This is a genomic window from Rhizobacter sp. (assembly GCA_019635355.1).
Classification (GTDB): Bacteria; Pseudomonadota; Gammaproteobacteria; order Burkholderiales; family Burkholderiaceae_C; genus Rhizobacter.
The window spans coordinates 174763-199866 of the sequence record JAHBZQ010000001.1 but is presented as its reverse complement, the minus strand read 5'-3'; the positions used below and the strand labels follow the sequence as shown (position 1 = coordinate 199866).

28 protein-coding genes are annotated in these 25104 nt (G+C 67.5%); 20 read left to right on the top strand and 8 right to left on the bottom strand.

Annotation, left to right across the window (positions count from 1 at the left end; translation table 11 throughout):
• The first annotated feature begins 2 nt into the window (after positions 1–2).
• The 8 genes from KF892_00960 (at position 3) to KF892_00925 (ending at position 6754) form a co-directional block, all read left to right on the top strand.
• On the top strand, positions 3–845 hold the full coding sequence (locus KF892_00960; GenBank protein MBX3623553.1) for an alpha/beta hydrolase: 843 nt from the start codon (positions 3–5) through the stop codon (positions 843–845).
• A gap of 104 nt (positions 846–949) precedes the next feature.
• A complete protein-coding gene (locus KF892_00955; protein MBX3623552.1) occupies positions 950–2617 on the top strand; it encodes a CTP synthase in 1668 nt (555 codons plus the stop codon).
• Between the two features lie 97 nt (positions 2618–2714).
• A complete protein-coding gene (gene kdsA / locus KF892_00950) occupies positions 2715–3572 on the top strand; it encodes a 3-deoxy-8-phosphooctulonate synthase (protein ID MBX3623551.1) in 858 nt (285 codons plus the stop codon).
• 5 nt (positions 3573–3577) lie between these two features.
• Positions 3578–3865 (top strand): DUF1330 domain-containing protein, encoded by a 288-nt coding sequence (locus tag KF892_00945; GenBank protein ID MBX3623550.1) that lies wholly within the window; start codon positions 3578–3580, stop codon positions 3863–3865.
• Between the two features lie 58 nt (positions 3866–3923).
• A complete protein-coding gene (gene eno / locus KF892_00940) occupies positions 3924–5207 on the top strand; it encodes a phosphopyruvate hydratase (protein ID MBX3623549.1) in 1284 nt (427 codons plus the stop codon).
• An 18-nt stretch (positions 5208–5225) separates the two neighbouring features.
• Positions 5226–5501, top strand: a complete 276-nt coding sequence (gene ftsB, locus KF892_00935; protein MBX3623548.1) for a cell division protein FtsB — start codon at positions 5226–5228, stop codon at positions 5499–5501.
• 6 nt (positions 5502–5507) lie between these two features.
• Positions 5508–6137, top strand: a complete 630-nt coding sequence (gene pnuC / locus KF892_00930) for a nicotinamide riboside transporter PnuC (protein MBX3623547.1) — start codon at positions 5508–5510, stop codon at positions 6135–6137.
• Positions 6134–6754, top strand: a complete 621-nt coding sequence (locus tag KF892_00925) for an ATP-binding protein (protein ID MBX3623546.1) — start codon at positions 6134–6136, stop codon at positions 6752–6754. Before pnuC ends, KF892_00925 begins: the two co-directional genes overlap by 4 nt.
• Here the strand turns inward: KF892_00925 and KF892_00920 are convergent.
• Genes KF892_00920 through KF892_00910 form a run of 3 tightly spaced genes read right to left on the bottom strand, consistent with a single transcriptional unit; the run spans position 6751 to position 8727 of the window.
• A complete protein-coding gene (locus KF892_00920) occupies positions 6751–7227 on the bottom strand; it encodes a CopD family protein (GenBank protein MBX3623545.1) in 477 nt (158 codons plus the stop codon). The two genes, KF892_00925 and KF892_00920, sit on opposite strands and share 4 nt — an antisense overlap.
• Positions 7228–7243: 16 nt before the next feature.
• Complete coding sequence (locus KF892_00915) at positions 7244–8203, bottom strand: Hsp33 family molecular chaperone HslO (protein ID MBX3623544.1); 960 nt, start codon at positions 8201–8203, stop codon at positions 7244–7246.
• Positions 8203–8727, bottom strand: a complete 525-nt coding sequence (locus KF892_00910; protein MBX3623543.1) for a gamma carbonic anhydrase family protein — start codon at positions 8725–8727, stop codon at positions 8203–8205. Before KF892_00910 ends, KF892_00915 begins: the two co-directional genes overlap by 1 nt.
• A 35-nt stretch (positions 8728–8762) precedes the next feature.
• Here KF892_00910 and KF892_00905 point away from each other — a divergent pair, with 35 nt between their 5' ends.
• The 4 genes from KF892_00905 (at position 8763) to KF892_00890 (ending at position 12479) form a co-directional block, all read left to right on the top strand.
• The gene (locus KF892_00905; protein ID MBX3623542.1) at positions 8763–9551 is read left to right on the top strand and encodes a ferritin-like domain-containing protein; all 789 of its coding nucleotides are present in this window, start codon (positions 8763–8765) and stop codon (positions 9549–9551) included.
• A 116-nt stretch (positions 9552–9667) separates the two neighbouring features.
• A complete protein-coding gene (locus KF892_00900) occupies positions 9668–10537 on the top strand; it encodes a basic amino acid ABC transporter substrate-binding protein (protein ID MBX3623541.1) in 870 nt (289 codons plus the stop codon).
• A gap of 24 nt (positions 10538–10561) precedes the next feature.
• Positions 10562–11314 (top strand): amino acid ABC transporter permease, encoded by a 753-nt coding sequence (locus KF892_00895; GenBank protein ID MBX3623540.1) that lies wholly within the window; start codon positions 10562–10564, stop codon positions 11312–11314.
• A 178-nt stretch (positions 11315–11492) separates the two neighbouring features.
• On the top strand, positions 11493–12479 hold the full coding sequence (locus tag KF892_00890) for a porin (GenBank protein MBX3623539.1): 987 nt from the start codon (positions 11493–11495) through the stop codon (positions 12477–12479).
• A 65-nt stretch (positions 12480–12544) separates the two neighbouring features.
• Here the strand turns inward: KF892_00890 and KF892_00885 are convergent, their stop codons facing one another.
• On the bottom strand, positions 12545–13138 hold the full coding sequence (locus KF892_00885; protein ID MBX3623538.1) for a MarC family protein: 594 nt from the start codon (positions 13136–13138) through the stop codon (positions 12545–12547).
• Between the two features lie 116 nt (positions 13139–13254).
• Positions 13255–15063, bottom strand: coding sequence for a DNA mismatch repair endonuclease MutL (gene mutL / locus KF892_00880; protein ID MBX3623537.1), 1809 nt, complete (start codon positions 15061–15063; stop codon positions 13255–13257).
• 39 nt (positions 15064–15102) lie between these two features.
• On the opposite strand from mutL, the gene KF892_00875 reads away from it, so the two are divergent.
• A complete protein-coding gene (locus KF892_00875; GenBank protein ID MBX3623536.1) occupies positions 15103–15756 on the top strand; it encodes a DedA family protein in 654 nt (217 codons plus the stop codon).
• 27 nt (positions 15757–15783) lie between these two features.
• Here KF892_00875 and KF892_00870 read toward each other — a convergent pair whose 3' ends face one another.
• Both KF892_00870 and tsaE read right to left on the bottom strand, forming a co-directional pair.
• Positions 15784–17112 (bottom strand): N-acetylmuramoyl-L-alanine amidase, encoded by a 1329-nt coding sequence (locus tag KF892_00870; GenBank protein MBX3623535.1) that lies wholly within the window; start codon positions 17110–17112, stop codon positions 15784–15786.
• Complete coding sequence (tsaE, locus tag KF892_00865; protein ID MBX3623534.1) at positions 17109–17549, bottom strand: tRNA (adenosine(37)-N6)-threonylcarbamoyltransferase complex ATPase subunit type 1 TsaE; 441 nt, start codon at positions 17547–17549, stop codon at positions 17109–17111. Before tsaE ends, KF892_00870 begins: the two co-directional genes overlap by 4 nt.
• A gap of 26 nt (positions 17550–17575) precedes the next feature.
• Here tsaE and queG point away from each other — a divergent pair, with 26 nt between their 5' ends.
• Positions 17576–18667: a tRNA epoxyqueuosine(34) reductase QueG gene (queG, locus tag KF892_00860; protein MBX3623533.1), complete on the top strand. Its 1092-nt coding sequence runs from the start codon at positions 17576–17578 to the stop codon at positions 18665–18667.
• Here queG and KF892_00855 read toward each other — a convergent pair.
• Positions 18664–19554, bottom strand: coding sequence for an AEC family transporter (locus KF892_00855; GenBank protein MBX3623532.1), 891 nt, complete (start codon positions 19552–19554; stop codon positions 18664–18666). The genes queG and KF892_00855 overlap by 4 nt on opposite strands.
• A 104-nt stretch (positions 19555–19658) precedes the next feature.
• On the opposite strand from KF892_00855, the gene KF892_00850 reads away from it, so the two are divergent.
• From KF892_00850 to KF892_00825, 6 genes are all read left to right on the top strand, one after another.
• Positions 19659–20630: a tripartite tricarboxylate transporter substrate binding protein BugE gene (locus tag KF892_00850; protein ID MBX3623531.1), complete on the top strand. Its 972-nt coding sequence runs from the start codon at positions 19659–19661 to the stop codon at positions 20628–20630.
• A gap of 4 nt (positions 20631–20634) precedes the next feature.
• Positions 20635–21540, top strand: a complete 906-nt coding sequence (xerD, locus tag KF892_00845) for a site-specific tyrosine recombinase XerD (protein MBX3623530.1) — start codon at positions 20635–20637, stop codon at positions 21538–21540.
• Between the two features lie 32 nt (positions 21541–21572).
• Complete coding sequence (locus tag KF892_00840; protein ID MBX3623529.1) at positions 21573–22835, top strand: pseudouridine synthase; 1263 nt, start codon at positions 21573–21575, stop codon at positions 22833–22835.
• 97 nt (positions 22836–22932) lie between these two features.
• Positions 22933–23565 (top strand): TetR/AcrR family transcriptional regulator, encoded by a 633-nt coding sequence (locus tag KF892_00835; GenBank protein MBX3623528.1) that lies wholly within the window; start codon positions 22933–22935, stop codon positions 23563–23565.
• On the top strand, positions 23562–23948 hold the full coding sequence (locus KF892_00830; protein MBX3623527.1) for a hypothetical protein: 387 nt from the start codon (positions 23562–23564) through the stop codon (positions 23946–23948). The genes KF892_00835 and KF892_00830 overlap by 4 nt, the downstream gene beginning before the upstream one ends.
• On the top strand, positions 23945–25093 hold the full coding sequence (locus KF892_00825) for a thiolase family protein (GenBank protein ID MBX3623526.1): 1149 nt from the start codon (positions 23945–23947) through the stop codon (positions 25091–25093). The genes KF892_00830 and KF892_00825 overlap by 4 nt, the downstream gene beginning before the upstream one ends.
• Positions 25094–25104: the final 11 nt, after the last annotated feature.

The following is a 25104-nucleotide window of genomic DNA, read 5'->3' as shown; positions in this document are numbered from 1 at the left end:
TCATGGCCAAGAAGCACGCCGGCACCATCGTCTTCTCGCACGCCAACAGCTTCCCGGCGGGTACCTACCGGGTGCTGTTCGAGGCGTGGAAGAAGGCGGGCTACACCGTGCTCGCCGTCGAGAAGTACGGCCATGACCCCAAGTACCCGGTGACCAACCACTGGCCTCGCCTGCGCGACCAACTGGTGCAGTTCGCCGAGGCCCAGGCCAAGGAGCCGGCGTTCTTCGTCGGCCATTCGTTGGGCGGCTTCCTGAGCCTGCTCGCCGCGGCCAAGCGGCCCGACCTCGCCCGCGGCGTGGTGATGCTCGACTCGCCGGTGATCGGTGGCCTGCTCACCCCCACCATCCAGTTCGCCAAGCTCACCGGCCTGGGCATGCAGTTCTCGCCAGGTGCGATCTCGCGCCGCCGCCGCGACCACTGGCCGAGCCGAGAGGCCGCCCACCGGCATTTCGCGAGCAAGTCGTCGTTTGCCCGCTGGGACCCGCGTGTGCTCGAGGACTACATCGCCTGCGGCATCGAAGACGCCCGCCCGCCGATGGAGCCCGGCGTGACGCTCGCCTTCCGCCGCGACGTCGAGACCGACATCTACAACACCCTCGCGCACGACATCCCCGGCTTCCTGCGCCGCCACCCGCTGCGCCACCCGCTGGCCTTCATCGGTGGCACGCAGTCGACCGAGGTGAAGCGCGTGGGCATGCTCGCCACCGAGCGGCTGGCCCACGGCCGCGTGTCGTGGATCGAGGGCGAGCACCTCTTCCCATTCGAGCGGCCCGACGAGACCTCGGCCGAGGTGTTGCGCTGGCTCAAGGTGCTGGCCGAACTGCGCGCGCCGGTCGAAGCCTGAGCGTCGCGCGTTGACCCCCATCGGCGCAGGGATGTGCCCCCCGGGGCCACGCCTATAATCGCGCTTTACCACCAGAGCATTTGCAGCACGCAAGTGCCACAGCAATGACCAAGTTCGTCTTTGTCACCGGCGGTGTGGTGTCCTCGCTGGGCAAGGGCATCGCGGCAGCGTCACTTGCAGCGATCCTCGAATCGCGCGGCCTCAAAGTCACGCTCATCAAGCTGGACCCTTACCTCAACGTCGACCCGGGCACCATGTCGCCCTTCCAGCACGGCGAGGTGTTCGTCACCGACGACGGCGCTGAAACCGACCTCGACCTCGGCCACTACGAGCGCTTCATCACCACGCGGATGAAGAAGTCGAACAACTTCACCACCGGCCAGATCTACAAGAGCGTGCTCGAGAAAGAGCGCCGCGGCGACTACCTCGGCAAGACGGTGCAGGTGATCCCGCACGTCACCAACGAGATCCAGGAATTCGTGAAGCGCGGTGCTGGCATCGGCACCGACCATGCGGTCGACGTTGCGATCGTCGAAGTGGGCGGCACGGTGGGCGACATCGAATCGCTGCCCTTCCTCGAAGCCGCGCGCCAGATGAGCCTGCGCATGGGCCCCAACAACGCGGCCTTCGTGCACCTCACCTACGTGCCCTGGATTGCCGCCGCCGGCGAGCTCAAGACCAAGCCCACGCAGCACACGGTGCAGAAGATGCGCGAGATCGGCATCCAGCCCGATGCGCTGCTGTGCCGCGCCGACCGTGCGATTCCGGCCGAAGAGCGCGAGAAGATCTCGCTCTTCACCAACGTGCCCGAGTGGGGCGTGATCTCCGTGTGGGACGCCGACACCATCTACAAGGTGCCGCGCATGCTGCACGAGCAGGGGCTCGATGGGCTCATCTGCGACAAGTTGCGCATCAACACGCCACCCGCCAACCTCAAGCGCTGGGATGCGCTGGTCGAGGAGGTGGAGCACCCGCAACGCGAGGTCACCATCGCGATGTGCGGCAAGTACACCGATCTGTCGGACTCGTACAAGTCGCTCAATGAAGCGCTGCGCCACGCTGGCATTGCCAACCACGCGAAGGTCAACATCGAGTACGTCGACTCCGAGACGCTGACCCCGGCCAACGTCAACCAGCTCGACAAGTACGACGCCATCCTCGTGCCCGGCGGCTTCGGCAAGCGCGGCGTGGAAGGCAAGATCCTCACCGCCCAGTTCGCCCGCGAGCACAAGGTGCCCTACCTCGGCATCTGCCTGGGCATGCAGGTCGCGACCATCGAGTACGCCCGCCACAAGGCTGGCCTCGTGAACGCGAACAGCACCGAGTTCGACCCCGACACGCCCGAGCCGGTGATTGCGCTCATCGAGGAGTGGCAAGACGCCGACGGCTCGATCCAGAAGCGCACGGCCCAGTCCGACCTCGGCGGCACCATGCGCTTGGGCGCTCAGAGCTCCGACGTGAAGCCGGGCACGCTTGCGCACGAGATCTATGGCGACGTGGTGACCGAGCGGCACCGCCACCGCTACGAAGCCAACGTCCATTACCTCGACAAGTTGACCGAAGCGGGCCTCGTCATCTCGGCCATCACCCAGCGCGAGAAGCTGACCGAGATCGTGGAGCTGCCGAAGAGCGTGCACCCGTGGTTCATGGGCGTGCAGTTCCACCCGGAGTTCAAGTCGACCCCGTGGGGCGGTCACCCGCTCTTCAAGTCGTACATCGAGGCCGCGCTGGCGCATCAGGCTTCGCGCAAGAAACAGAAGGTCGCGGCATGATGACCCGCACCGTTCGGGCTGAGCTTGTCGAAGCCCTTTCCTCACACGCATGCACTTCGACAAGCTCAGTGCGAACGGTGGTCTGCGGGGGCCTCAGATGAAACTTTGCGGTTTTGACGTGGGCTTGAACAAGCCCTTCTTCCTGATCTCGGGCCCCTGCGTGGTCGAGTCCGAGCAGCTGCAGATGGACGTAGCCGGTCGGCTCAAAGAGATCACCTCCGCGCTGGGCGTCCCGTTCATCTTCAAGAGCAGCTACGACAAGGCCAACCGCTCGTCGGGCACCTCGTTCCGCGGGCCCGGCATGGAAAAGGGCCTCGAGATCCTCGCCAAGGTGAAGCGCGAACTGAACGTGCCCATCCTGACCGACGTGCACAGCGAAGCCGAGATTCCCGAAGTGGCCAAGGTCGTCGACGTGTTGCAAACGCCCGCCTTCCTATGCCGCCAGACCGACTTCATCCACGCTGTCGCGCAGTCGGGCAAGCCGGTCAACATTAAGAAGGGCCAGTTCCTCGCGCCGCACGACATGAAGAACGTGATCGACAAGGCGCGTGCGGCGGCCAAGGCCAAGGGTCTGAACGAAGACAACTTCATGGCCTGCGAACGCGGCGCGAGCTTTGGCTACAACAACCTCGTGTCCGACATGCGGTCACTCGCGATCATGCGTGAGACGGGTGCGCCGGTGGTGTTCGACGCCACGCACTCGGTGCAGCTCCCCGGTGGCCAGGGCACGAGCTCGGGTGGCCAGCGTGAATTCGTGCCGGTGCTGTCGCGTGCCGCCATCGCGGTGGGCGTGGCCGGTGTGTTCATGGAAACGCACCCCGACCCGAAGAACGCGATGAGCGATGGCCCCAACGCCGTGCCCTTGAAGCACATGAAGGCGCTGCTCGAACAACTGGTCGCCCTCGACCGCGTGATCAAGCAGCAGCCGCTGCTCGAGAACGACTTCTCCTGCTGAAGACGATGAGCGCCTACATCATTGCCGACGTCACCGTCACCGACGCCGAGAAGATGGCGAAGTACCGCGAGTGGTCGACGAAAGCCATGCAGGAGCACGGCGCCGAGATCCTGGTGCGCGGCGGCGAGTTCGAAGTGCTCGAAGGCCCCTGGACGCCCAGCCGCATCATCGTGCTGCGCTTTCCCGATCGGGCCAAGGCCAAGGCCTTCTACGCCAGCGAAGCCTACACCCACGCCCGCACCCTGCGCGAAGGCGCCGGGATCATGCGCATGATCGTTGTCGACGGCGTGTAACCCGCGTCGGCAGAGAATCGGTGCCCCACAGAATTCACGATAACCAAGAGGAAGATAGATGAGTGCCATCGTTGACATCGTCGGCCGCGAGATTCTCGACAGCCGCGGCAACCCGACCGTCGAATGCGACGTGCTGCTGGAAAGCGGCACCATGGGCCGTGCGGCCGTGCCGTCGGGCGCCTCCACCGGCTCGCGCGAAGCCATCGAGCTGCGCGACGGTGACAAGAGCCGCTATCTCGGCAAGGGCGTGCTCAAGGCCGTCGAACACATCAACACCGAGATCAGCGAAGCCGTGCTCGGCCTCGATGCTTCGGAGCAGGCCTTCCTCGACCGCACCCTGATCGACCTCGACGGCACCGAGAACAAGAGCCGACTCGGCGCCAACGCGACGCTCGCCGTCTCGATGGCCGTGGCGCGCGCCGCGGCCGAAGAGTCGGGCCTGCCGCTCTACCGCTACTTCGGTGGCTCGGGCGCGATGCAGATGCCGGTGCCGATGATGAACGTCATCAACGGCGGCGCACACGCCAACAACAACCTCGATCTGCAAGAGCTGATGATCATCCCCGTGGGCGCTCCGAGCTTCCGCGAGGCGGTGCGCTACGGCGCCGAGGTGTTCCATGCGCTGAAGAAGATCATCGACGCCAAGGGCATGAGCACCGCCGTCGGCGACGAAGGTGGCTTCGCCCCGAGCGTGGCCAGCCACGAAGCGGCGATCCAGATGATCCTGGAAGCGATCGACAAGGCCGGCTACACCCCGGGCGAGCACATCGCGATCGGTCTCGACTGCGCCGCCAGCGAGTTCTACAAGGACGGCAAGTACCACCTCGAAGGCGAAGGCCTGCAGCTCACCGCGCCCGAGTGGACCGACATCCTCGCCACCTGGTGCGACAAGTACCCGATCATCAGCATCGAAGACGGCATGCACGAGGGCGACTGGGACGGCTGGAAGCACCTCACCGAAAAACTCGCCGGCAAGGTGCAGCTGGTGGGCGACGACCTCTTCGTCACCAACACCAAGATCCTGCGTGAAGGCATCGAGAAGCGCATCGCCAACTCGATCCTCATCAAGATCAACCAGATCGGCACGCTGACCGAGACCTTCGCCGCCATCGAGATGGCCAAGCGCGCCAACTACACGGCCGTGATCTCGCACCGCTCGGGCGAGACCGAAGACTCGACGATCGCCGACATCGCGGTCGGCACCAACGCCGGCCAGATCAAGACCGGCTCGATGAGCCGCAGCGACCGCATCGCCAAGTACAACCAGCTGCTGCGCATCGAAGAAGACCTCGGTGATGTGGCGAGCTACCCGGGCCGCGGCGCGTTCTACAACCTCCGCTAAGCCCAAGCCGGCCCTCACGTGCGTCTCGTCACCCTCGCCCTGCTGGCGCTCATCGCGCTGGTGCATGCCGAGCTCTGGCTCGGCCGGTCGGGGGTGCCGCGCGTGATGGAGCTGGAGTCCAAGCTGCTCGACCAGAAGGCGCAGAACGAAGCGGCACACGAGCGCAACGAGCAGCTGCTGGCCGAGGTGAGCGACCTCAAGGAAGGCCTGGAGATGGTCGAAGAGAAAGCCCGCTTCGAACTCGGCATGGTCAAACCGGACGAGATCTACGTCCAGGTCACGCCCAAGCGCTAGCGCCACATGGATGCCCTGCTGCAGGCTCTGCAGCCGATCTTTGCCGCACCCTTCACCCTCCTCGGGTCGCCCGTCACCTGGCTCGAGATCGTGGCCTTCGTGCTGGCGATCGTGATGGTGGTGTGCAACATGCGCGTCAACCCTGTCGCGTGGCCGCTGGCCATCGCGAGTTCCCTGCTGTACTTCCTGCTCTTCTGGAACAGCAAGCTCTACGGTGAAGCCGGCTTGCAGATCTTCTTCGTGGTCGTCGCGACCTGGGGCTGGTGGCAATGGCTGCGAGGAAAGCAGGACGACGGCCAGCCGTTGCACGTGCGCTCGCTCGCACCCCGCATGCGCTGGGGCCTGCTGCTCGCCCTGGCCGTCGCTTGGCCGGTCACGGCCCTCTTCCTGGCCCGCACCACCGACACCGACGTGCCCTGGTGGGACGCCTTCCCCACCGCCGCCAGCCTGCTCGGCCAATGGCTGCTCGGCCGCAAGTACGTCGAGAACTGGGCGGCATGGCTCGTCGTCAACTCGGTGAGCGTCGCGCTCTTCGCCTACAAGGGCCTCTGGCTCACGGTGGTGCTCTACGCGATCTTCATCGTGATGTCGGTGGCCGGGCTGCGCGCCTGGCGGCGCCTGGCGGTGGCGGCATGAGCGACATCATCGCGATCGTCGGTGCCGAAAGCACGGGCAAGACGACCCTCGCGACCGGGCTGGCCGAGGCGCTCTCGCAAAAAGGGCTGCGCGTCGCGCGGGTCGATGAGTACCTGCGCGAGTTCTGCATCCTCCACGGCCGCACACCACACGTCCACGAGCAAGCCGGCATCGCACTCGAGCAAGCGCGGCGCATCGAGGCAGCCGCGGCCGGGCACGACATCGTCGTCGCCGACACCTCGGCACTCATGATCGCCGTCTACAGCGACCTGATCTTTCGCGACACCGGCCTCTATGCCGATGCAGAAGCCCGACAGCGCCGCTACCGGCACACCTTGCTGACGGCGGTCGACCTGCCTTGGGAAGCCGACGGCCACATGCGCGACGGCGCCCACGTGCGCGAGCCGGTGACCGCGCTGGTGCGTGCGAGCCTCGCGCGCGCCGAGGTGCCGTATGCCGTGGTGAGCGGCGAGGGCCCGCAGCGGCTGCGCTCGGCGCTCGCGGCCATCGGCCACGCGCTGCCTGACGACTCACCGCAACGCCCCTGGCAATGGATCTGCGAGCGCTGCGGCGACGCCGATTGCGAGCGCCACCTGCTCGCGCGCGGCGACGTTTAGCTCGCTTGCCCGAGCGCCACCGCCACCACGATCAACGCGCCGAACACGAGGTTGGCGCCGACCCAGAAGCGGATCTCGTTCAGGGCCTTGCCACCAGCCGGCCAGTCCTGGGCTGCCACCGCACGCTGCACGCGCGGGTAGAGCACGAAGCGGATGAAGCCATAGACGACCAGCATCAGCACGCCCATGCCGGCCATGAACAGCCAGTCGGCCGGCGCGTTGAATGCCAGGCTCGTCTGCCGCGTGGTCTGCGCGGCGCGCCACAGCATCGCGCCGCCGCTGCCAACGGCGAGCAGGGCCACCCACAGCACGATGTTGAGAAACCGCCCGAGCGCATCGGCCATGAACGGCACGCGCACGGGGGGCGGCAGGCTGCCCGCGGCCGGCCGCAGGCAGAAGAGCGCGAAGAACATGCCGCCGAGCCAGATGACGATGGTGCCCCAGTGCAACATCTTCAGAAGTGCGTAGCCCATCGTGTTGCCTCGTTGTCTAGTTGAGCGTGGTGGTGCCGGGCTGCTGCCGGCTTTGGGGCGTGAAGAGTTCGCCCACGTCCACGACGTCGAAGTGGTACTTCACGCCGCAGAAATCGCAGCCGATTTCGACGCGGCCCTGCTCGGCAACGATGCCGTCGATCTCTTCGCGCCCGAGCGACTTGAGCATGTTGCCCACCCGCTCGCGCGAGCAGCTGCAGGCGAACTGCGGTTGCAGCGGCTCGTAGCGCACGACCTTCTCTTCCCAGAAGAGGCGGCGCAGGATGGTGTCGGCATCGAGCGTGAGCAGCTCGTCGCTCGTGAGCGTGGCGGCGAGCATCGAGATGCGGCGGTAGTCTTCGTCGCGGCCGATGTCGTCTTCGTTGCGCGCACCGCCGAGGTTGCCGGCGCCTTCCACCGGCAGCCGCTGGATCAGCAGGCCCGCGGCCACTTCGTCATTGGCGGCCAGCACGAGCTTGGTGTCGAGCTGCTCCGACTGCAGCATGTAGTGCTCGAGCACCTCGCTCAGGCGGTGCAGCGGCTCGCCTTGGTCGCCATGCAGCGCCACCACGCCTTGATAGGGCTGCTGGCCCGGTAGTTTCTGACGCGGGTCGAGCGTGATGGCGCAGCGGCCCTTGCCGTTGACGTTCACGAGCGTGTCGAGCCGTGGCACCGCCGGCATCTCACCCGTCACCTTGGCCGTCACGCGGAAGGTCAGGTCCGATTTCACTTCGGCCACCGTCAGCTTCACCGGCCCTTCGCCGTGGATCTGCATCACGATCGCGCCATCGAACTTGATGTTGGACTGCATCAGCACGCCCGCGGCGGCCATCTCGCCCAGCAGCTCACGCACGGGCGCGGGAAAGGCATCCTGCGCCGATTCACGGCGTGCCAGCACCTCGCGCCAGTCGCCCGTCAGCCGCACCAGCAGGCCGCGCACCGGCAAGCCATCAAACAGGAATTTGTGGAGTTCGCTCATCAACCGATCTTCTTCAGCCCAGCCTTGTAGCGCTTGGCGTTTTCAACATAGTGCAGCGCACTCAGCTTCAAGCGCTCGATCTGCTCGGGCGACAGCGTCTTCACCACCTTGGCCGGCGAGCCGAGGATCATCGAGCCATCGGGGAACTCCTTGCCCTCGGTGACCAGCGCACCCGCGCCCACGATGCAATGCTTGCCGATCTTCGCGCCGTTGAGGATCACCGACTGGATGCCCACCAGCGAGCCCTCGCCGATGGTGCAGCCGTGCAGCATCACCTGGTGGCCGACCGTCACGTTCTCGCCGAGGGTACAGGGGTAGCCGGTGTCGCAGTGGATCACCGTGCCGTCTTGCACGTTGGCGTTGCGGCCGATGGTGATGCGCGCGTTGTCACCGCGGAGGATGGCGCCGAACCACACGCTTGCGTTGTCTTCGAGCGTCACCGCGCCGATGAGCTGGGCGCTGTCAGCAACCCACGCGGAGTCGGCAATGTCGGGCGACTCGTCGCCGAGTTGATAAAGGGCCATGGGTCATCCTCGAGGTGAAGCGGATAATTTTAAGGATGAACCCCCGACGCCGCGCCCTCGAGGTCTTGTGCCTGCACGACCCGGCCACCAAGGCCGCCGAAGCGCGCGCGCTTTTTGCGGGGCTCGACCGAAGTCTCATCGACACCACGGAGCGACTAGAGGCCCCACTCGACTTGCCCGGCCGCCCACCCCGCCCACGGCTCGTGCCACCGAAGGAGGTGCCGTCTCGCACGCCGTACACGCCGGACGGCCGCGCCGCGCTGCTGCACGCCATCGCCCACATCGAGTTCAACGCGATCAACCTCGCGCTCGACGCCGCCTTCCGTTTCGAGGGCCTGCCGGCACTCTTCTACGTCGACTGGCTGCGCGTGGCGAGCGAAGAGGCCCTGCACTTCAGCCTGCTGCGCGAGCACCTGCAGAGCCTGGGTCACGACTACGGCGACTTCGACGCCCACGACGGCCTCTGGCTCATGACGCAGCGCACGGCGGGCGACGTGACGGCACGCATGGCCCTCGTGCCCCGCACGCTGGAAGCACGCGGGCTCGACGCCACCCCGCCGCTGCAGGCCAAGTTCGCGAAGGCGGGCGACACCCGCACGGTCGAGATCCTCGACATCATCCTGCGCGACGAAGTGGGCCACGTGGCGATCGGCAACCGCTGGTACCGCTGGCTGTGCGAGCGCCAGGGGCTCGACGCCGTGAGCCACTACCACGAGCTGACGCGCCGCTACGAAGCACCGAAGCTGCGCCCGCCGTTCAACCTCAGTGCCCGCCTGTCCGCCGGCTTCACCGACGAAGAAATCGCCCTGCTGAACCAGGCTTGAGCTGGCTCACATCTTGCTGCCGGGCTCGCCGCCCCCGTGCCGAGCGCCATTACACTGGGGCCCCCTTGCGGCCGCCACGAGCGGCCGCTTTCCAGGCCCCCATTCGAAGGACGTCCATGAACACGCTCTCCACACGTCGGTTTCTCCAAGCCAGCGCCCTGCTGATCACCGGCCTCCTGCTCTCCGCTTGCGGCAAGAAGGCCGAGACGCCGGCCCCGGCCGCATCGGCACCCGTCGCCGCGGCCTCCGCCCCGGCCCCGGCACCTGCCAAGGTCTATGTCGTCGGCACCGATGCCGCCTACGCGCCCTTCGAGTCGGAGAACCCGCAGAAGGAGATCGTCGGCTTCGACATCGACGTGGTGAAGGCCGTGGCCCAGAAGGCCGGCATCGAGGTGAAGTTCGTCAACACCCCGTGGGAAGGCATCTTCAACACACTGGCGCAAGGTGACCGCGACCTGCTCGTGTCGGCCATCACCATCACCGACGAACGCAAGCAGACCATGGACTTCAGCGACCCCTACTTCGATGCGCAGCAGCTCATCGCGGTGAAGGCCAACTCCAAGGTCACGAAGTTCGACGAGCTGAAGAAGCTGAAGGTCGGTGTGCAGACCGGCACCACCGGCGACGAAGTCGTGACCAAGCTGCAAGGCAAGACCAGCACCAACATCAAGCGCTTCGAATCGACCCCGCTCGCACTGAAGGAACTCGAAAGCGGTGGTGTCGATGCGGTCGTGGCCGACAACGGCGTGGTCATCAACTACGTCGCCAACAATTCCGGCAGCAAGTTCAAGACGGTGGCCGACAAGGCCTTCCAAAACGAGCAGTACGGCATCGCCGTGAAGAAGGGCAACGCCGACCTGCTGGGCAAGATCAACAAGGGCCTGGCCGACATCAAGGCCGACGGCACCTACGACAAGATCTACGCGCAGTACTTCGGCGCTGCGCCGGGAGCCGCCTCACCGGCTGCTTCTGCCGCATCGAAGTAACGCACACGACTCGCAGCCCCGACGATGGACTTGCGCTGGGAGATCCTCGTCGGCTACGGGCCGCTCTTCGTGACCGGCCTGTGGATGACCGTCCAGCTCACCATCGTCGCCATCGTGTGCGGGCTGGTGCTGGGCGTGTTGTTCGGCCTCGTCAGCAGTTCGAGCGACGCACCGCCGCCGAAGTCGATGGCGCTCGCGTGGGCCCTGCGGCTCGCGCGGGCCTTCACCGTCGCCTACGTCACCTTCTTCCGCGGCACCCCGCTGTTCGTGCAGATCCTGCTGGTGCACTTCGCGGTGATGCCCTTGCTGATCCACCCCGATACCGGATTGCTGCTCGCGGGTGAGTCGGCGCGGGAATTCCGGCAGTCGCACGGCGCCTTTTTCTCCGGCGCCCTCGCGCTGAGTCTCAACGCCGGGGCCTACATCTCCGAGATCTTCCGCGCCGGCATCCAGAGCATCCACCTCGGGCAGACGCAGGCGAGCTACAGCCTCGGGCTGACGCACGCTCAGGCCATGCGCTTCATCGTGCTGCCGCAGGCGTTCCGGCGCATGCTGCCGGCGCTGGTGAACGAGGGCATCACGCTGATCAAGGATTCCTCGCTCGTCTCGGCCATCGGCCTGGCCGAGTTGGCCATGGCCGCGCGCACAGTGGCCGGGGCGTACTCGCGCTACTGGGAGCCGTACCTCACCATCTCGGTGATGTACCTCGTGCTGACCTTGATGCTGTCGCTGCTGGCCAAGCGGCTGGAAGCCCCCGCGCACCACCGTGGCCGTTGATTTGTGCTAGCGCATCAAGCACAAAAATGCTTGTTGCGAACGAGCAACGAGATTGGGACTTTCCAGTACATGCGCGCCTAAACTCCATGCGCGTTTGGGTCAGCAGTCAGGACTCAACCACTCAACAGTGAAACCTTCCGCGGTAACCAACTCCGCAATTCACACATAAGGAATGCTCATGAAGCGCTCTCTTCTCATCGCTGCCCTCTCGACCCTGGCAGCCGGCTCCGCCCTCGCACAAAGCAACGTGACCATCTTCGGTCGCCTGAACGATTCCGTCGAACGCCAGAAGGTCGGTAGCACCAGCACCACCGCCGTCGTCGACAGCGCATCGCGTATCGGCTTCAAGGGTACGGAAGACCTGGGTGGCGGCCTCAAGGCCAACTTCATCATCGAGCACGGCTTCAATGCCGACACCGGCACTCTGAAGGTCTCCAATGCCACCGGCGGTTTCTGGGGTCGTGAGTCGACCGTCGGCCTGTCGCACCCGACCTTCGGTGCGATCCGCCTGGGCAACATGGCTGCATCGGAAGCCTACTTCGCGACCGCCGACTACGTGTCGATGCACAACCACGACACCGGCAGCTCGGCTGACGCCCTGTACGAATTCGTGACCACCGGCGCACTGCAAAACGCCATCGCCTACACCTCGCCGACGATCGCCGGCCTGCGCGCCGACGTCCAGTACTCGCTGCATGAAGCCGGCACCGTGAGCCGCCGCGCGCTGGCGCTGAACTACGACCTGGGCGCCCTGCACCTGGGCCTGGGCCACGAAGCCGCCACCGACACCGACCGCAAGAGCACCGCCCTGCGTGCCCTGTACGAACTCGGTGCCTTCACCATCGGTGGCTACTACGAGCGCACCACCGGCGACACCTTCAAGCGCAACAACTTCCGCCTCGCCGGCATGTACGCCATGGGCGCTTCGGAGTTCCACGTCAACGCCGGCCTGGCGGGTGATCGTGGTGGTGTCGACAACACCGGCGCCAAGCAGTTCACGCTCGGCTACAACTACAACCTGAGCAAGCGCACCAAGGTCTACGCCTTCTACACGAAGGTCGACAACGACGCGAACGCCACCTACAACCCGGGCGGTTTCGTGACCGCTCCGACGGCAGGCCAGAACCTGCAGTCCTTCGCCCTGGGCGTGCGCCACAACTTCTGATCATCTGATCAACAAGCTGTCGCAAGACAAGAACGGCCGGTCGCAAGACCGGCCGTTTTTCTTTCTCAGCCGAGGAAGTAGCGCTTCAGTCCCGCGAGGATCATCTCCACCGCGATCGCGGTGAGCACGAGACCCATCAGCTTTTCGGTCGCCGACACCACCGAGTCGCCCACCACGCGACGGATCTGGTTGCACAGCAGCAGCACGAGCAGCGACACCGCCATCGCGCAGGCCAGAGCGCCGATCCACGAGCCCATGCGGTCAGGCTGGCGCGAGGCCAGCAGCAGCACCGTCGCCATCGCCGACGGGCCAGCCAGCAGTGGCACCGCGAGCGGGAAGATGAGCGGCTCCTTGCCCTCGGGCACGCCATAAGCCCCCCCGCCGCCACCGAAGATCATGCGGATGGCGACCATCAGCAGGATCACGCCGCCCGCCACTTCGAGCGAGCGCTCCGACAGGCGCATCACCCGCAGGAACCCTTCGCCGACGAACATGAAGACGAAGAGCACGGCGAACGCGATGCCTACTTCGCGCAGCGCGACCCAGCGCCGCCGCTCGGGTGCCACATGGCGCATCACCGGAATGAAGATCGGCAGGCTCCCGAGCGGGTCGAGCACCAGCAGCAAGAGGATCAACGCAGATGAAAAACTGTGGTCCATGGGGCACACCGTTTCAATGTCAACTGAACCAGATCAAGCCACTCCCGCGGAACCGGCTTTGCCGGGCCGCTGGGAGGCGCCCCTTGGGGGCAGGAGCGCAGCGACTGGGGGGCTTCCTATCTTCCGCGCCAAAAGAGGCCGTCGAGTTCTTTGATCGTGATCTGCCGCCAGGTCGGGCGGCCGTGGTTGCACTGGTCGCTGCGCTCGGTGCGCTCCATGTCGCGCAGCAGTGCGTTCATCTCGTCGAGCGTGAGCTGGCGGTTGGCACGCACGGCGCCGTGGCAAGCCATGGTCGACAGCAGCTCGTGCTGCGCGCGCTGGATCACCGTGCTGCCCTCGTATTGCGCGAGTTCGGCGAGCACGCTGCGCGCCAGTTCCACCACGTCACCCCCGGCCAGCGCGGCGGGCCGCGAGCGCACCGCCAGCGTCGTGGCCGACAGGACCGAGACGTCGAGCCCGAGCGCCAGCAGGTTGTCGACCTGCGCCTGCGCCGTGGCGATCTCCTGCGGCGTGGCCGCAAAGGTCGCCGGGATCAGCAGCGGCTGCGATTCGATGGCCGCGGCGCCCAGGCTCGCCTTGAGCCGCTCGTAGACGATGCGCTCGTGCGCCGCGTGCATGTCGACGACGACGAGGCCTTGCGCGTTTTCCGCGAGCACGAACACACCACCCACCTGCCCGATCGCCCGGCCGAGGGGCCAGTCGCCGGCCGGTAGGGCCGGTGCAGGCTCGGCTGGCAGCGCCGGCGCGGGCATGGCCCTCGGCGTCACCTGCCAGGCTGCAGGCGCTTCCTGGGCGTACAACACCGCCGCCTGCTCCAGGCCCAGCGAGCTCTGCACGCGGGGCATGTACGCCGGCGTGAACGCGCTGCGGCTCGCCTCTTCAACCTGCGGTTGCGCCACCGGCATCGCCGCCACCACGGCCTGCGGCGGTGCCAGGCCCGCCTCCACGGCTCGCCGCATCGCCTGGTGCACCTCGCGCGAATCGCGGAAGCGCACTTCGATCTTGGTCGGGTGCACGTTCACGTCGACGCGGTCGGGGGCGATCTCCAGAAACAGCACATAGGCCGGCTGCCGGCCCCCGTGCAACACATCCTCGTAGGCCGAACGCACGCCGTGCGCGATCAGCTTGTCGCGCACGTAGCGGCCGTTGACGTAGACGTATTGCTGGTCGGCCCGCGAGCGCGCTGCGGCGGGCGTGCCGGCACGGCCCATCACGCGCAGCGGCCCAGCTTCGAACTGCACCTCGCGGCTCTCGGCCACGAAGTCCTCGCCCAGCACCTCGCGCACACGCTGCGCCAAGCTGCTGCGCCGCCACTGCTCCACGAGCTTGCCCTCATGCCACACCGCAAAGCCCACGTCGGGGCGCGCCAGCGCATGCCGGCGCACCGCTTCCACGCAATGCGCCAGCTCGGTCGCATCGGTCTTCAGGAACTTGCGCCGTGCCGGCGTGCTGAAGAAAAGCTCGCGCACCTCCACGCTCGTGCCGCGCCCACGCGCGGCGGGCACCAGCTCGCCGCTGCGCGCATCGATGCGCTGCGCATGCGGCGCGCCCTCGGTGCGGCTGGCGATGCTGAGTTCGGCCACAGACGAGATCGCCGCCAGCGCCTCGCCACGGAACCCCATGGTCGCCACGCTCTCCAATTCGCCCAAGGACGCAATCTTGCTCGTGGCATGGCGGCGCAGTGCGAGCGGCAGCTCGTCGGCCGGTATGCCCACCCCATCGTCTTCCACCAGGATGCTTCGCACCCCACCCGCCATCAGCTTGACCACCACCTCGGTGGCCCCTGCGTCCAGCGCGTTGTCGACCAGCTCGCGCACCACCGACGCCGGCCGCTCCACCACCTCGCCGGCCGCGATCTGGCTGATGAGCTCGTCGGGCAGCTCGCGGATGGGGCGACGAGGGGCTCGCTCGGGCACGGCATTCATCGGGGCATTGTAAGAATCACTCACCCATAATCGCCGCCCATGGAATTCATCACCTTCCTGCTCGACTTCGTCCTGCACGTCGACGTGCACCTCGCCAACTTCGTGGCGGCCTACGGCAACTGGGTCTACGCCCTGCTCTTCCTCATCATCTTCGTCGAGACCGGCGTGGTGGTGATGCCCTTCCTGCCTGGGGACTCGCTGCTCTTCGTGGTGGGTGCCTTGTGTGGCGCGGGGTTGATGAACCTGCCGCTCGCGCTGGCACTGCTCACCGTGGCCGCGATCCTCGGCGACCAGTGCAACTACAGCATCGGCCGCTACATCGGCCCCAAGGTGTTCCAGTGGGAACAGAGCCGCTTCTTCAATCGCCACGCCTTTGACCAGGCGCACGCGTTCTATGAGAAGCACGGCGGCATCACCATCATCCTGGCGCGCTTCTTCCCGTTCCTGCGCACCTTCGTGCCCTTCGTCGCCGGCGTGGCGGAGATGACGCGCAGCCGCTTCACGCTCTACAACGTGGTCGGCGCGAGCTTCTGGGTCGGCGGCGTCACGCTGGCCGGATACGCGTTCGGCAACATCCCGTGGGTCAAGGAGCACCTCGACAAGATCATCTGGGGCGCCATCCTGCTGCCCGGGCTGCTGGTGATCGTGGGGGCCTTGAAGGCCAAGGGCAAGAAGGCGGCCACCGTCGCCTGACAGCGCCTCAGCGCTGGCGCAGCAGCATCACAGCTGGCGGTTGCGCGCGAGCGGCGGGTTCTTCGCGAAGTAGCGCTTGATGCCCGCGGTGAGCGCATCCACCAGCTGCTCGCGGTAGTCGTCGCTGCGCAGCTTCTTCTCTTCTTCCGGGTTGGAGATGAAGGCCGTCTCCACCAGGATCGACGGCACGTCGGGCGCCTTCAGCACCGCGAAGCCCGCCTGCTCCACGCTGCCCTTGTGCAGGTGGCCCACCTTGCGGATCTGCCCCAGCACTTCGCCGCCGAGCTTCAGGCTGTCCTTGATCTGGCGCGTGGTGCTCATGTCGAGCATGGCGCGCAGCACGGTCGAGTCCTTGGCCTTGAAGTTGACGCCGCCCACGAGATCGGCCGCGTTCTCCTTGTCGGCCATCCAGCGTGCGGCGGTGCTCGTGGCGCCGTTCTGCGAGAGCGCGAACACCGACGCACCGCGCGCCGTGGGCTTCATGAACGCATCGGCGTGGATCGAGACGAACAGGTCGGCCTGCACGCGCCGCGCCTTGCGCACCCGCTCCTGCAGCGGCACGAAGTAGTCGGCATCCCGCGTGAGCATCGCGCGCATGCCGGGCACGGCATTGATGCGGTCGCGCAGCTTCAAAGCCACCGCCAGCACCACGTCTTTCTCGCGCAGGCCGGTCGGGCCCATGGCGCCAGGGTCTTCGCCGCCATGCCCGGGGTCGAGGGCCACGATGATCAGGCGGTCGATGCGCGACTTGCTCATCGTGGGCGCCGAAGCCGCCGCCACCGGTGCAGGAGTTGTCGCGGGTGATGGCGCAGGCCCCGCGCCCGAGGCCGCGGTGGGCGGCTTGTTCATCTTGCCGAGGAATTCGCCGAGTGCATCTTCCACCGCTTGCGCTGCCTTCTGCTCGGCCTGCGACTTGTCTTGGATGAGCGCCAGCAGCGGGTCACGCTCCTGCGTCGGGTGCAGGTCGAACACCGAGCGGTGCTGGTACGCCGCCACCGGCGCCAGCGTGAAGAGCTGCGGCGCCGTCGACTGCTTCAGGTCGATCACGAGGCGCACCACGCGCGGCTGGTTCTGGCCCACGCGCACGCCGGCGATGAACGGGTCGTCGGAGCGCACCTTGCCCACCAGCTCGCGCAGCGCGGGGCTCAGCTCCAGCCCGTCGATGTCGATCACCAGCCGCGAGGGGTTCTCGGCCATGAAGTGCTTGATCGTGAGCGCGGTGTCCGACTCCAGCGTGACGCGGGTGTACTCGGCCGCCGGCCACACACGCACCGCGAGGATGCTGGCGCCGAAGGCCAGCTCGTGCGTGCCGAGCAGCAGGGCGAGGGAGCCTTGGAGGAGCTGGCGCCGCTTCAAGGCAGCAACTCCAGTCCACGGGGGGTCTGAGCGGTGAAGATCACGCGGCGTTCGTCTCCATCGAGCGGAATGAGTTCCACCCGCAGGTCGGCCACGGGCAACAGGCCCTCGGCCTGCTCCGGCCACTCGGCAATCTTGAGGCCCGGGCTGGCGAAGACGTCGCGGAAGCCGGCGTCCTCGAACTCCTGCGGATCCTTGAACCGGTAGAAGTCGAAATGCGAGATCGCCAAGCCGGCCACCTCATACGACTCGAGCACCGCATAGGTCGGGCTCTTGATGCGGCCCGTGACCCCGAGCGCCTGCAGCAGGTGGCGCGAGAAGGTGGTCTTGCCGGCGCCGAGCGTGCCGTGCAGCTCGATGAACGCATCGCGCAGTGCGGGCCGCGCGGCCAGTGCCTGCGCGGTGGCCTGGCAGCCGGCCTCATCGGCCCAGTGCAGGGTGCGGGTTCCTAGAATCGACGGCAATGGATGACGCTCGCAAGTTGGACGATGAGGCACTCCTCGCGCTGATGCCCTCTCTGCGCGAGTGGGCCGCAGCGCTCGGATTTTCACAGATCGGCGTGGCCGACGTGGACTTGTCCTCCGCCGAGCCGGGGCTCATGGCATGGCTGCACAACGGCTTTCACGGCTCGATGGACTACATGGCCGCGCATGGCCTGAAGCGAGCGCGCCCGGCCGAGCTGGTGCCCGGCACGGTGCGCGTGGTCACCGCCCGCATGGACTACCTGCCGCGCCACACCCCCGACGACTGGCAAGCCATCGAGTGGGCCCGACTGAAGCGCCCGAGCGAGGCCACCATCTCGCTCTACGCCCGCGGCCGCGACTATCACAAGGTGCTGCGCAACCGCCTGCAGAAGCTCGCCGACAAGCTGGCCGCCGCAGTCGGCCCCTACGGCCACCGTGTGTTCACCGACTCGGCCCCGGTCCTCGAAGTCGAGCTCGCCTCACGCAGCGGGATCGGCTGGCGCGGCAAGCACACCCTCACACTGCACCGCGAGGCCGGCTCGACCTTCTTCCTCGGCGAGATCTACGTCGACCTGCCGCTGCCGCTCTCGGAGCCGGTGAGTTCGCATTGCGGCAGCTGCAGCGCCTGCCTCGACGTGTGCCCCACACAGGCCATCGTCGCGCCCTACCGGCTCGACGCACGGCGCTGCATCTCGTACCTGACCATCGAGCACGACGGCCCCATTCCCGAAGACCTGCGCCCGCTGCTCGGCAACCGCATCTACGGTTGCGACGACTGCCAGCTCGTCTGCCCCTGGAACAAGTACGCGCAACGCAACGAGCTGCCCGACTTCGACCCGCGCGCGGCGCTCACCGGTGCCACGCTGCTGCAGCTGTGGGCGTGGACGGAAGACGAGTTCCTGCGCCACACCGAAGGCAGCGCCATCCGGCGCATCGGCCACGAGCGCTGGCGGCGCAACATTGCCGTCGCGCTAGGCAACGCGTTGCGCGCCACGCACGACCCCGCCATCGCCACCGCCCTGCAGGCCGCACGAGACAGCGCCAGCACGCTGCTGCGCGAGCACATCGACTGGGCGCTTGCCCAGCACTAGATCAACGCCAGCCAGATCGGGATGCTCACCATCCCGAGCAAGGTCGAGGTCGTCACGAGCGCCGCCACATATGGCCCGTCACCGCCCATGCGCGAGGCCAGCACGAAGGCGCTCGACGCCGTCGGCATGGCCGCGAACAGCACCGCGATGTGCCGCTGCTCCGGTGGAAAGGCGAGCGTGAGCGTGAGCCCGAGCCCGATGGCCGGCAACACCGCGTGCCGGATGCCCAGCAGCGTGGCCGCGAGCCACGGCCCTTTCTTCAGCCCGCCCATGCGCAGGCCCGCACCCACCGCCAGCAGGCCGATGGGCAGAGCGGCCACGCCGATGCGCTGCAGCGTGGTGGCCACCGCCTCGGGAAAGGTCACGCCCGCGGCATTGGCCACGAGCCCCGCGAGCGTGCTGATGATGAGCGGGTTGCGCGCGATCTCCTTCAGGTAGTTGTGCCCGCCGTGCCGCGCCAGCGACCACACCGCCGCCACGTTGGCCACCGGCACGCACAGCGCGATCAGGAGCGCCATCCAGGCCACGCCCTGAGAGCCGCCGAGCCGCTCGGCCAGCGCGAGCGCGATGTAGGAGTTGAAGCGAAACGCGATCTGCGCGCCCGAGGCATGCAGCCGCGCATCGACCCCAGGCCAGCGCCGGAGTGCCAACGCGAGCGCCACGCCGCACAGCATCACGCCCACGCCCGCCGCCGCCAGGCCCAGCGTCTGCGCGGGCTGCAGCGGCGTCTTCACGATCGAGTTGAAGAGCAGCACCGGGAACAGCAGGTAGTACACCAGCCGTTCCGCGCTCTCCCAGAGGGGGCGGTCGAGGGCGGTGTAGCGGCAGAGCAGGAAGCCGCACGCGATCAGCAGAAAGTCCGGCAGCAGCAGAAGGCCATTCGACATCGCGCGAGTTTGCAGTACAACGCCCTGCGTAGTTTCCACAGTCGCCAGTGCGCCTTCGCGCGGGCAGCATGGCCGCTTCGCCGGTCCACACCCCAGGAGTACGCATGCACCGCAGACATCTGATCGCCACCGCGCTCGCCCTGTCAGCCACGTCACCCTTCGCCTTCGCGCAGGCCTACCCCGCGAAGCCCGTGCGCCTGGTCGTGCCCTTTGCCCCCGGGGGCACCACCGACATCGTGGCCCGCGTGGTCTCGGAGAAGGTCAACGCCGCGCTCGGCCAGACCATGATCGTGGAGAACAAGGCCGGCGGCGGCGGCTCCATCGGCGCCAACGAAGTCGCCAAGTCCGCGCCCGACGGCTACACCCTCGGCATGGCCACCGTCTCCACCACGGCGGCCAACCCCGCGATCAACCCCAAGATCCCGTACAACCCCATTACCGACTTCACGCCGATCATCAACGTGGCCGCCACGCCCAACGTGATCGCGGTGCACCCGAGCTTCCCGGCGCGCGACTACAAGGGTTTCGTCGCCGAGCTGAAGAAGAACCCGGGCAAGTATTCGTTCAGCAGCTCCGGCACCGGCGGCATCGGCCACCTGCAGATGGAGCTCTACAAGAACCTCTCGGGCACCTTCGTCACGCACATCCCGTACCGTGGCGCGGGCCCGGCCCTCAACGACACCGTGGCCGGCCAGGTGCCGATGATCTTCGACAACCTGCCCTCCGCACTGCCCTTCATCAAGGACGGCCGGCTCATCGCCATCGTGGTGGCAGCCCCCACCCGCCTGAGCGTGCTGCCCGACGTGCCCACCTTCAAGGAAGTGGGCTTGGAGCCGGTGAACCGCATGGCCTACTACGGCATCTACGGGCCCAAGGGCCTGCCGAAAGACGTGGTCGACAAGGTCCACGGCGCGGTGAAGAAGACGCTGGAAGATCCGGCCGTGAAGAAGCGCATCGAAGACACCGGCTCACTGATCGTGGCCAACACGCCCGAGCAGTTCAGCGAGCAGATCAAGGCTGAATTCGATGTCTACAAGAAGGTGGTCGTGCAGCAGAAGCTGAGCCTGGACAATTGACGACTTGACGCTCCCCGACGACAGCCAGTCTTCGATCGACCGATTCATCGATGCCTTGTGGATCGAGGACGGGTTGTCGCCCAACACCCTCGCGGCCTACCGCCGCGACCTGACGCTCTACGCACAATGGCTCGCCACGGCCCACGCCGGCGCCGCAATCAATGAGACGCGCGAGAGCCACCTGCGCGAGCACGCCATCGCGCAGCACGCCGCCAGCAAGGCGACCAGCGCCAACCGGCGCCTGACCGTCTTCAAGCGCTACTTCCGCTGGGCCCTGCGCGAGCACCTCGTGCAGGCCGACCCGACGCTCAAGCTGCTCTCCGCCAAGCAGCCACTGCGCGTGCCCAAGACGCTGAGCGAGGCGCAGGTCGAGGCGCTGCTCAGGGCCCCCGACGTCGACACCCCGCTCGGCCTGCGCGACCGCACCATGCTCGAGCTGATGTACGCGAGCGGCCTGCGCGTGAGCGAGCTCGTCACGCTCAAGAGCGTGCACCTGAGCCTGAACGAAGGCGTGCTGCGCGTCACCGGCAAGGGCGCGAAGGAGCGGCTCGTGCCCTTCGGCGAAGAAGCGCATGTGTGGCTCACGCGCTACCTGGCCGAGGCGCGCAGCAGCATCCTGCACGGCCAGGCGAGCGACGCGCTCTTCGTCACCGGCCGTGGCGGCCCGATGACGCGCCAGATGTTCTGGCAGCTCATCAAGAAATACGCGCTGCTGGGAGACGTGCGTGTGCCGCTCTCGCCGCACACCCTGCGCCATGCCTTCGCCACCCACCTGCTCAACCACGGCGCCGACCTGCGCGCGGTGCAGATGCTGCTGGGCCACGCCGACATCTCCACCACCACCATCTACACCCACGTGGCACGCGAGCGCTTGAAGTCGCTGCACGCCGCGCACCACCCACGAGGCTAGGCCGCGCGGGCACGCCATGTTCCAATCCCGGCATGGCCACCTTGAAGTTGAAGAAGACGCCGCCTGCCGGCCCCGCAAAGTCCGACCGCAGCCCGGTGCGCGGCACCGCGTCGGCGGTGAAGAAACGGCCGACGCTCGCCCAGGCGCAGGCCGAGCGCGAAGCGCGCGAGGCGCGCTACCAGGAGCAGCTGAGGCTGCGCTACGGCGACCGGCCGCCCGCTTCGGCCAAGCGCCGGCCCGAGCCCGAAGGCCTCGCCCGCGCGCCGCGGCGTGACGACCGCGCCCCGTTCGATCCGAACGCGCGGCAGCCACGGGACGCCCGCCCGCCGCGGCCAGAGCGTCAGGACCGCCAGGAACGCCGCCCGCTCCCGCCCGCGCGCCCCGTGAGCCCGAACCGCCAGGGCGGCAACACCGCCTTCGGCAAGCCCAACACCGCGTTCGGCGGGCCGGCTCGCCCGGCCCATCCCCATCAGGCCCCCAAGCGCCCACCGATGCCGCGCCGTCGCGATCACGATGACGATGACGACGACTTCCAGGTGCACACCGACACCCCGGGCTCGATGCGCCTGTCCAAGCGCATGAGCGAACTCGGCATCGCCTCGCGCCGCGAGGCCGACGAGTGGATTCCCAAGGGCTGGGTGCGGGTCGACGGCAAGGTCGTCACCGAACTCGGCTCGCGCGTGCTGCCCGGCCAGTTGATCAGCATCGAGGCCAAAGCGCGCGATGCGCAGGCGATGAAGGTCACCGTGCTGCTGCACAAGCCCATCGGCTACGTGAGCGGCCAGGCCGAAGACGGCTACGAGCCGGCCTCGGTGCTCGTCACGCCGCAGAACCAGTGGCGCGAAGACCGCTCGGGCATCCGCTTCCTGCAATCGCACCACCGCGGCCTCGCGCCCGCGGGCCGGCTCGACATCGACTCCACCGGCCTGCTCGTGCTCACGCAAGACGGCCGCATCGCCAAGCAGCTCATCGGCGAAGACAGCGAGATCGAGAAGGAATACCTCGTGCGCGTGGAGAGCGTGAGCGGCGAGCCCTTGTCGCAAGCGAACCTCGCCCTGCTCAACCACGGCCTCGAACTCGACGGCGAGCCGCTCAAGCCGGCGCAGGTGGAGTGGGTCAACGACGACCAGCTGCGCTTCGTGCTGCGCGAAGGCAAGAAGCGGCAGATCCGCCGCATGTGCGAAGCCGTCGGCCTGAAGGTCGTGGGCCTGAAGCGCGTGCGCATCGGCAACGTGATGCTCGGTGACCTGCCGCCCGGCGCCTGGCGCTACCTGCGCGGCAACGAGCGCTTCTAGAAGCCGTTTCCCGGGGCAGAACGCCCTGGCGTTAACACCGACGAAAAGGCGGCGAAACTTACTTGTTGCTGCGTCAACAAGTTTCTAGACTGGCCGCATGCCTGCTGAACGAGCCGTCGACACCCCACCGCGCCGCACCCAGGCCGAGCGGGTGGCCGAGTCCGACACGCGCATGCTGCAGGCGGCGATGCGCCTCGTGGCCACGCGCGGCTATGCGCAGACGACGCTCGAGGCCATCGGCGCCGAGTCGGGCTACAGCCGCGGCCTCGTCTCGCACCGCTGGGGCACGAAAGACAAACTCCTCGAAGAGCTGGTCGACCGCGTGCTCGAAGACTTCCGCGTCGGCCTGCTGCAGCGCCTGCGCGGCCTCACCGGCCTGGGCGCCCTCTTCTGCGAGATCGACTGCTACCTCGAAGGCATGGACGACCCGCCGCTGTCGTCACGCGCCTTCTTCGTGCTGATGCTCGAGTCCATCGGCCCTGCGCCGCAGATCCGCGAGCACTTCGCGCGCTTCAGCAAGAAGTGGCAGGCCTCGCTCTCGCGCACGATCGGCAAGGGCCAGCAGCTCGGCAGCATCCGCGCCGACGTGAAGCCAGCCGACGAAGCGCGCCTCCTGATCGCCACGCTGCGCGGCCTGCGCACGCAATCGATGCTCGACCCCGCGTCGAGCGACATCGCCCGCGACATCGCGGCGCTGAAAGCCACCCTCACCCAACGCCTCGCGCCATGACGACTGCCAACCTGATGCCCGCCTGGGGCGTCGACCACCTGCCGACGCTGCTCGCGCACTGCCGCCAGTGCGGCACCTACACCTTCCCGTCGAACGCCTGGGGCTGCCGCCAGTGCGGCGCCGACACGCTGGCCAAGGTGCCGATGCCGCAAACGCCTGTGCTGCGCAACTTCATCACCCTCCACGGCGACGTGGTGCCCGGCCTCACACCACCCGTGGTGGTGGGCGAAGTCGAAATCGCACCCGGCGTGGTGGAAGAAGCGCTGATCGCGGTCGCCGATGAATCACAGCTCACGCTCGACATGCCGATGGAAGCGATCGGCGCCGACCCAGCCGACACGCAGCGCGGCTTGCGCTTTCGCCCGCTGGAGGCACAACGATGAGCCGCCTGCTGCAGGAACGCGCGGTGCACGTGGTCGGCATCGGCATGCACCCGTACCAGTTCCCGAGCGAAACGCCCTACGTGCACCTCGGCCTCACCGCGATCCGTGAGGCACTGAAGGACGCCGGCCTGCAATGGCCGCAGGTGCAGGCCGCCTTCGTCGGCACGGCCGCGATCGGCATGGCGGCGGGGCGGGTGATGCTGCGCCACCTGGGCTCGACCGGCCTCTCGGTCACGCAGGTGGAGAACGCGTCAGCCTCGGGCTCTTCCGCGTTCCGCCTCGCCTGCCAGGCGGTAGCGAGCGGCGAACACGAGATCGTGCTTACGGTCGGCGTCGACAAGACCGGCCACGCACGGCGTGCGTCGGGCAGCGACGGCCTCTCGACCCTCAGCCCGACCAGCAACCTGCCGGTCGCGAAGTTCGCGCTGCTCGCGCGCCGCTACCTGCGTGACGGTGGGCTCGACGTCGAAGCCCTGGCCCGTGTCGCGGTGAAGAACCACGGCAACGCGTCGCTCAACCCGTATGCGCAGTTCCGCAAGCCGCGCACGCTGGAGCAGGTGCTGGCCTCGCCCAAGGTGGCGGGCGAGCTGACGGTGCAGCAGTGTTGCCCGCGTGGCGAAGGCGCGGCGGCGGTAATCGTGGCCTCGGCCGCCGCCATCGCACGCCTGGGCCTCGCCCGCTCGCGCTCCCCGCGCGTGATCGCCTCGGTGTCGACGAGCGAGAAGCTCGGCCGCGGCGACGTGCCGCCCATCGTCGACATGGTGCGCGAGTCGTCGCTGGCAGCGCTGGAACAAGCCGGCATCGCCGCAAGCGACTTGAACATGGTCGAGCTGCACGACGCCTTCTCCATCGAGGAGATCGTGTACGGCGAAGCCATCGGCGTGAGCCAACCTGGCGAAGGCGCCCACGACCTCGCGCGTGGAGACACCGCCATCGGCGGCCGCTGCGCCGTCAACGCCTCGGGCGGCCTCATCGGCATGGGCCACCCCATCGGCCCGACCGGCATCGGCCAGATCGCCGAGATCACCCGCCAAATGCGTTCTGAAGCCACCGGCCGCCAGCACCCCAACACACGCCTCGCGATGGCCCACATGATCGGCCTCGGCTCGGTCGCCATCGCCCACGTGCTGCAGAAGACGGATTGAAGGAGACCGAC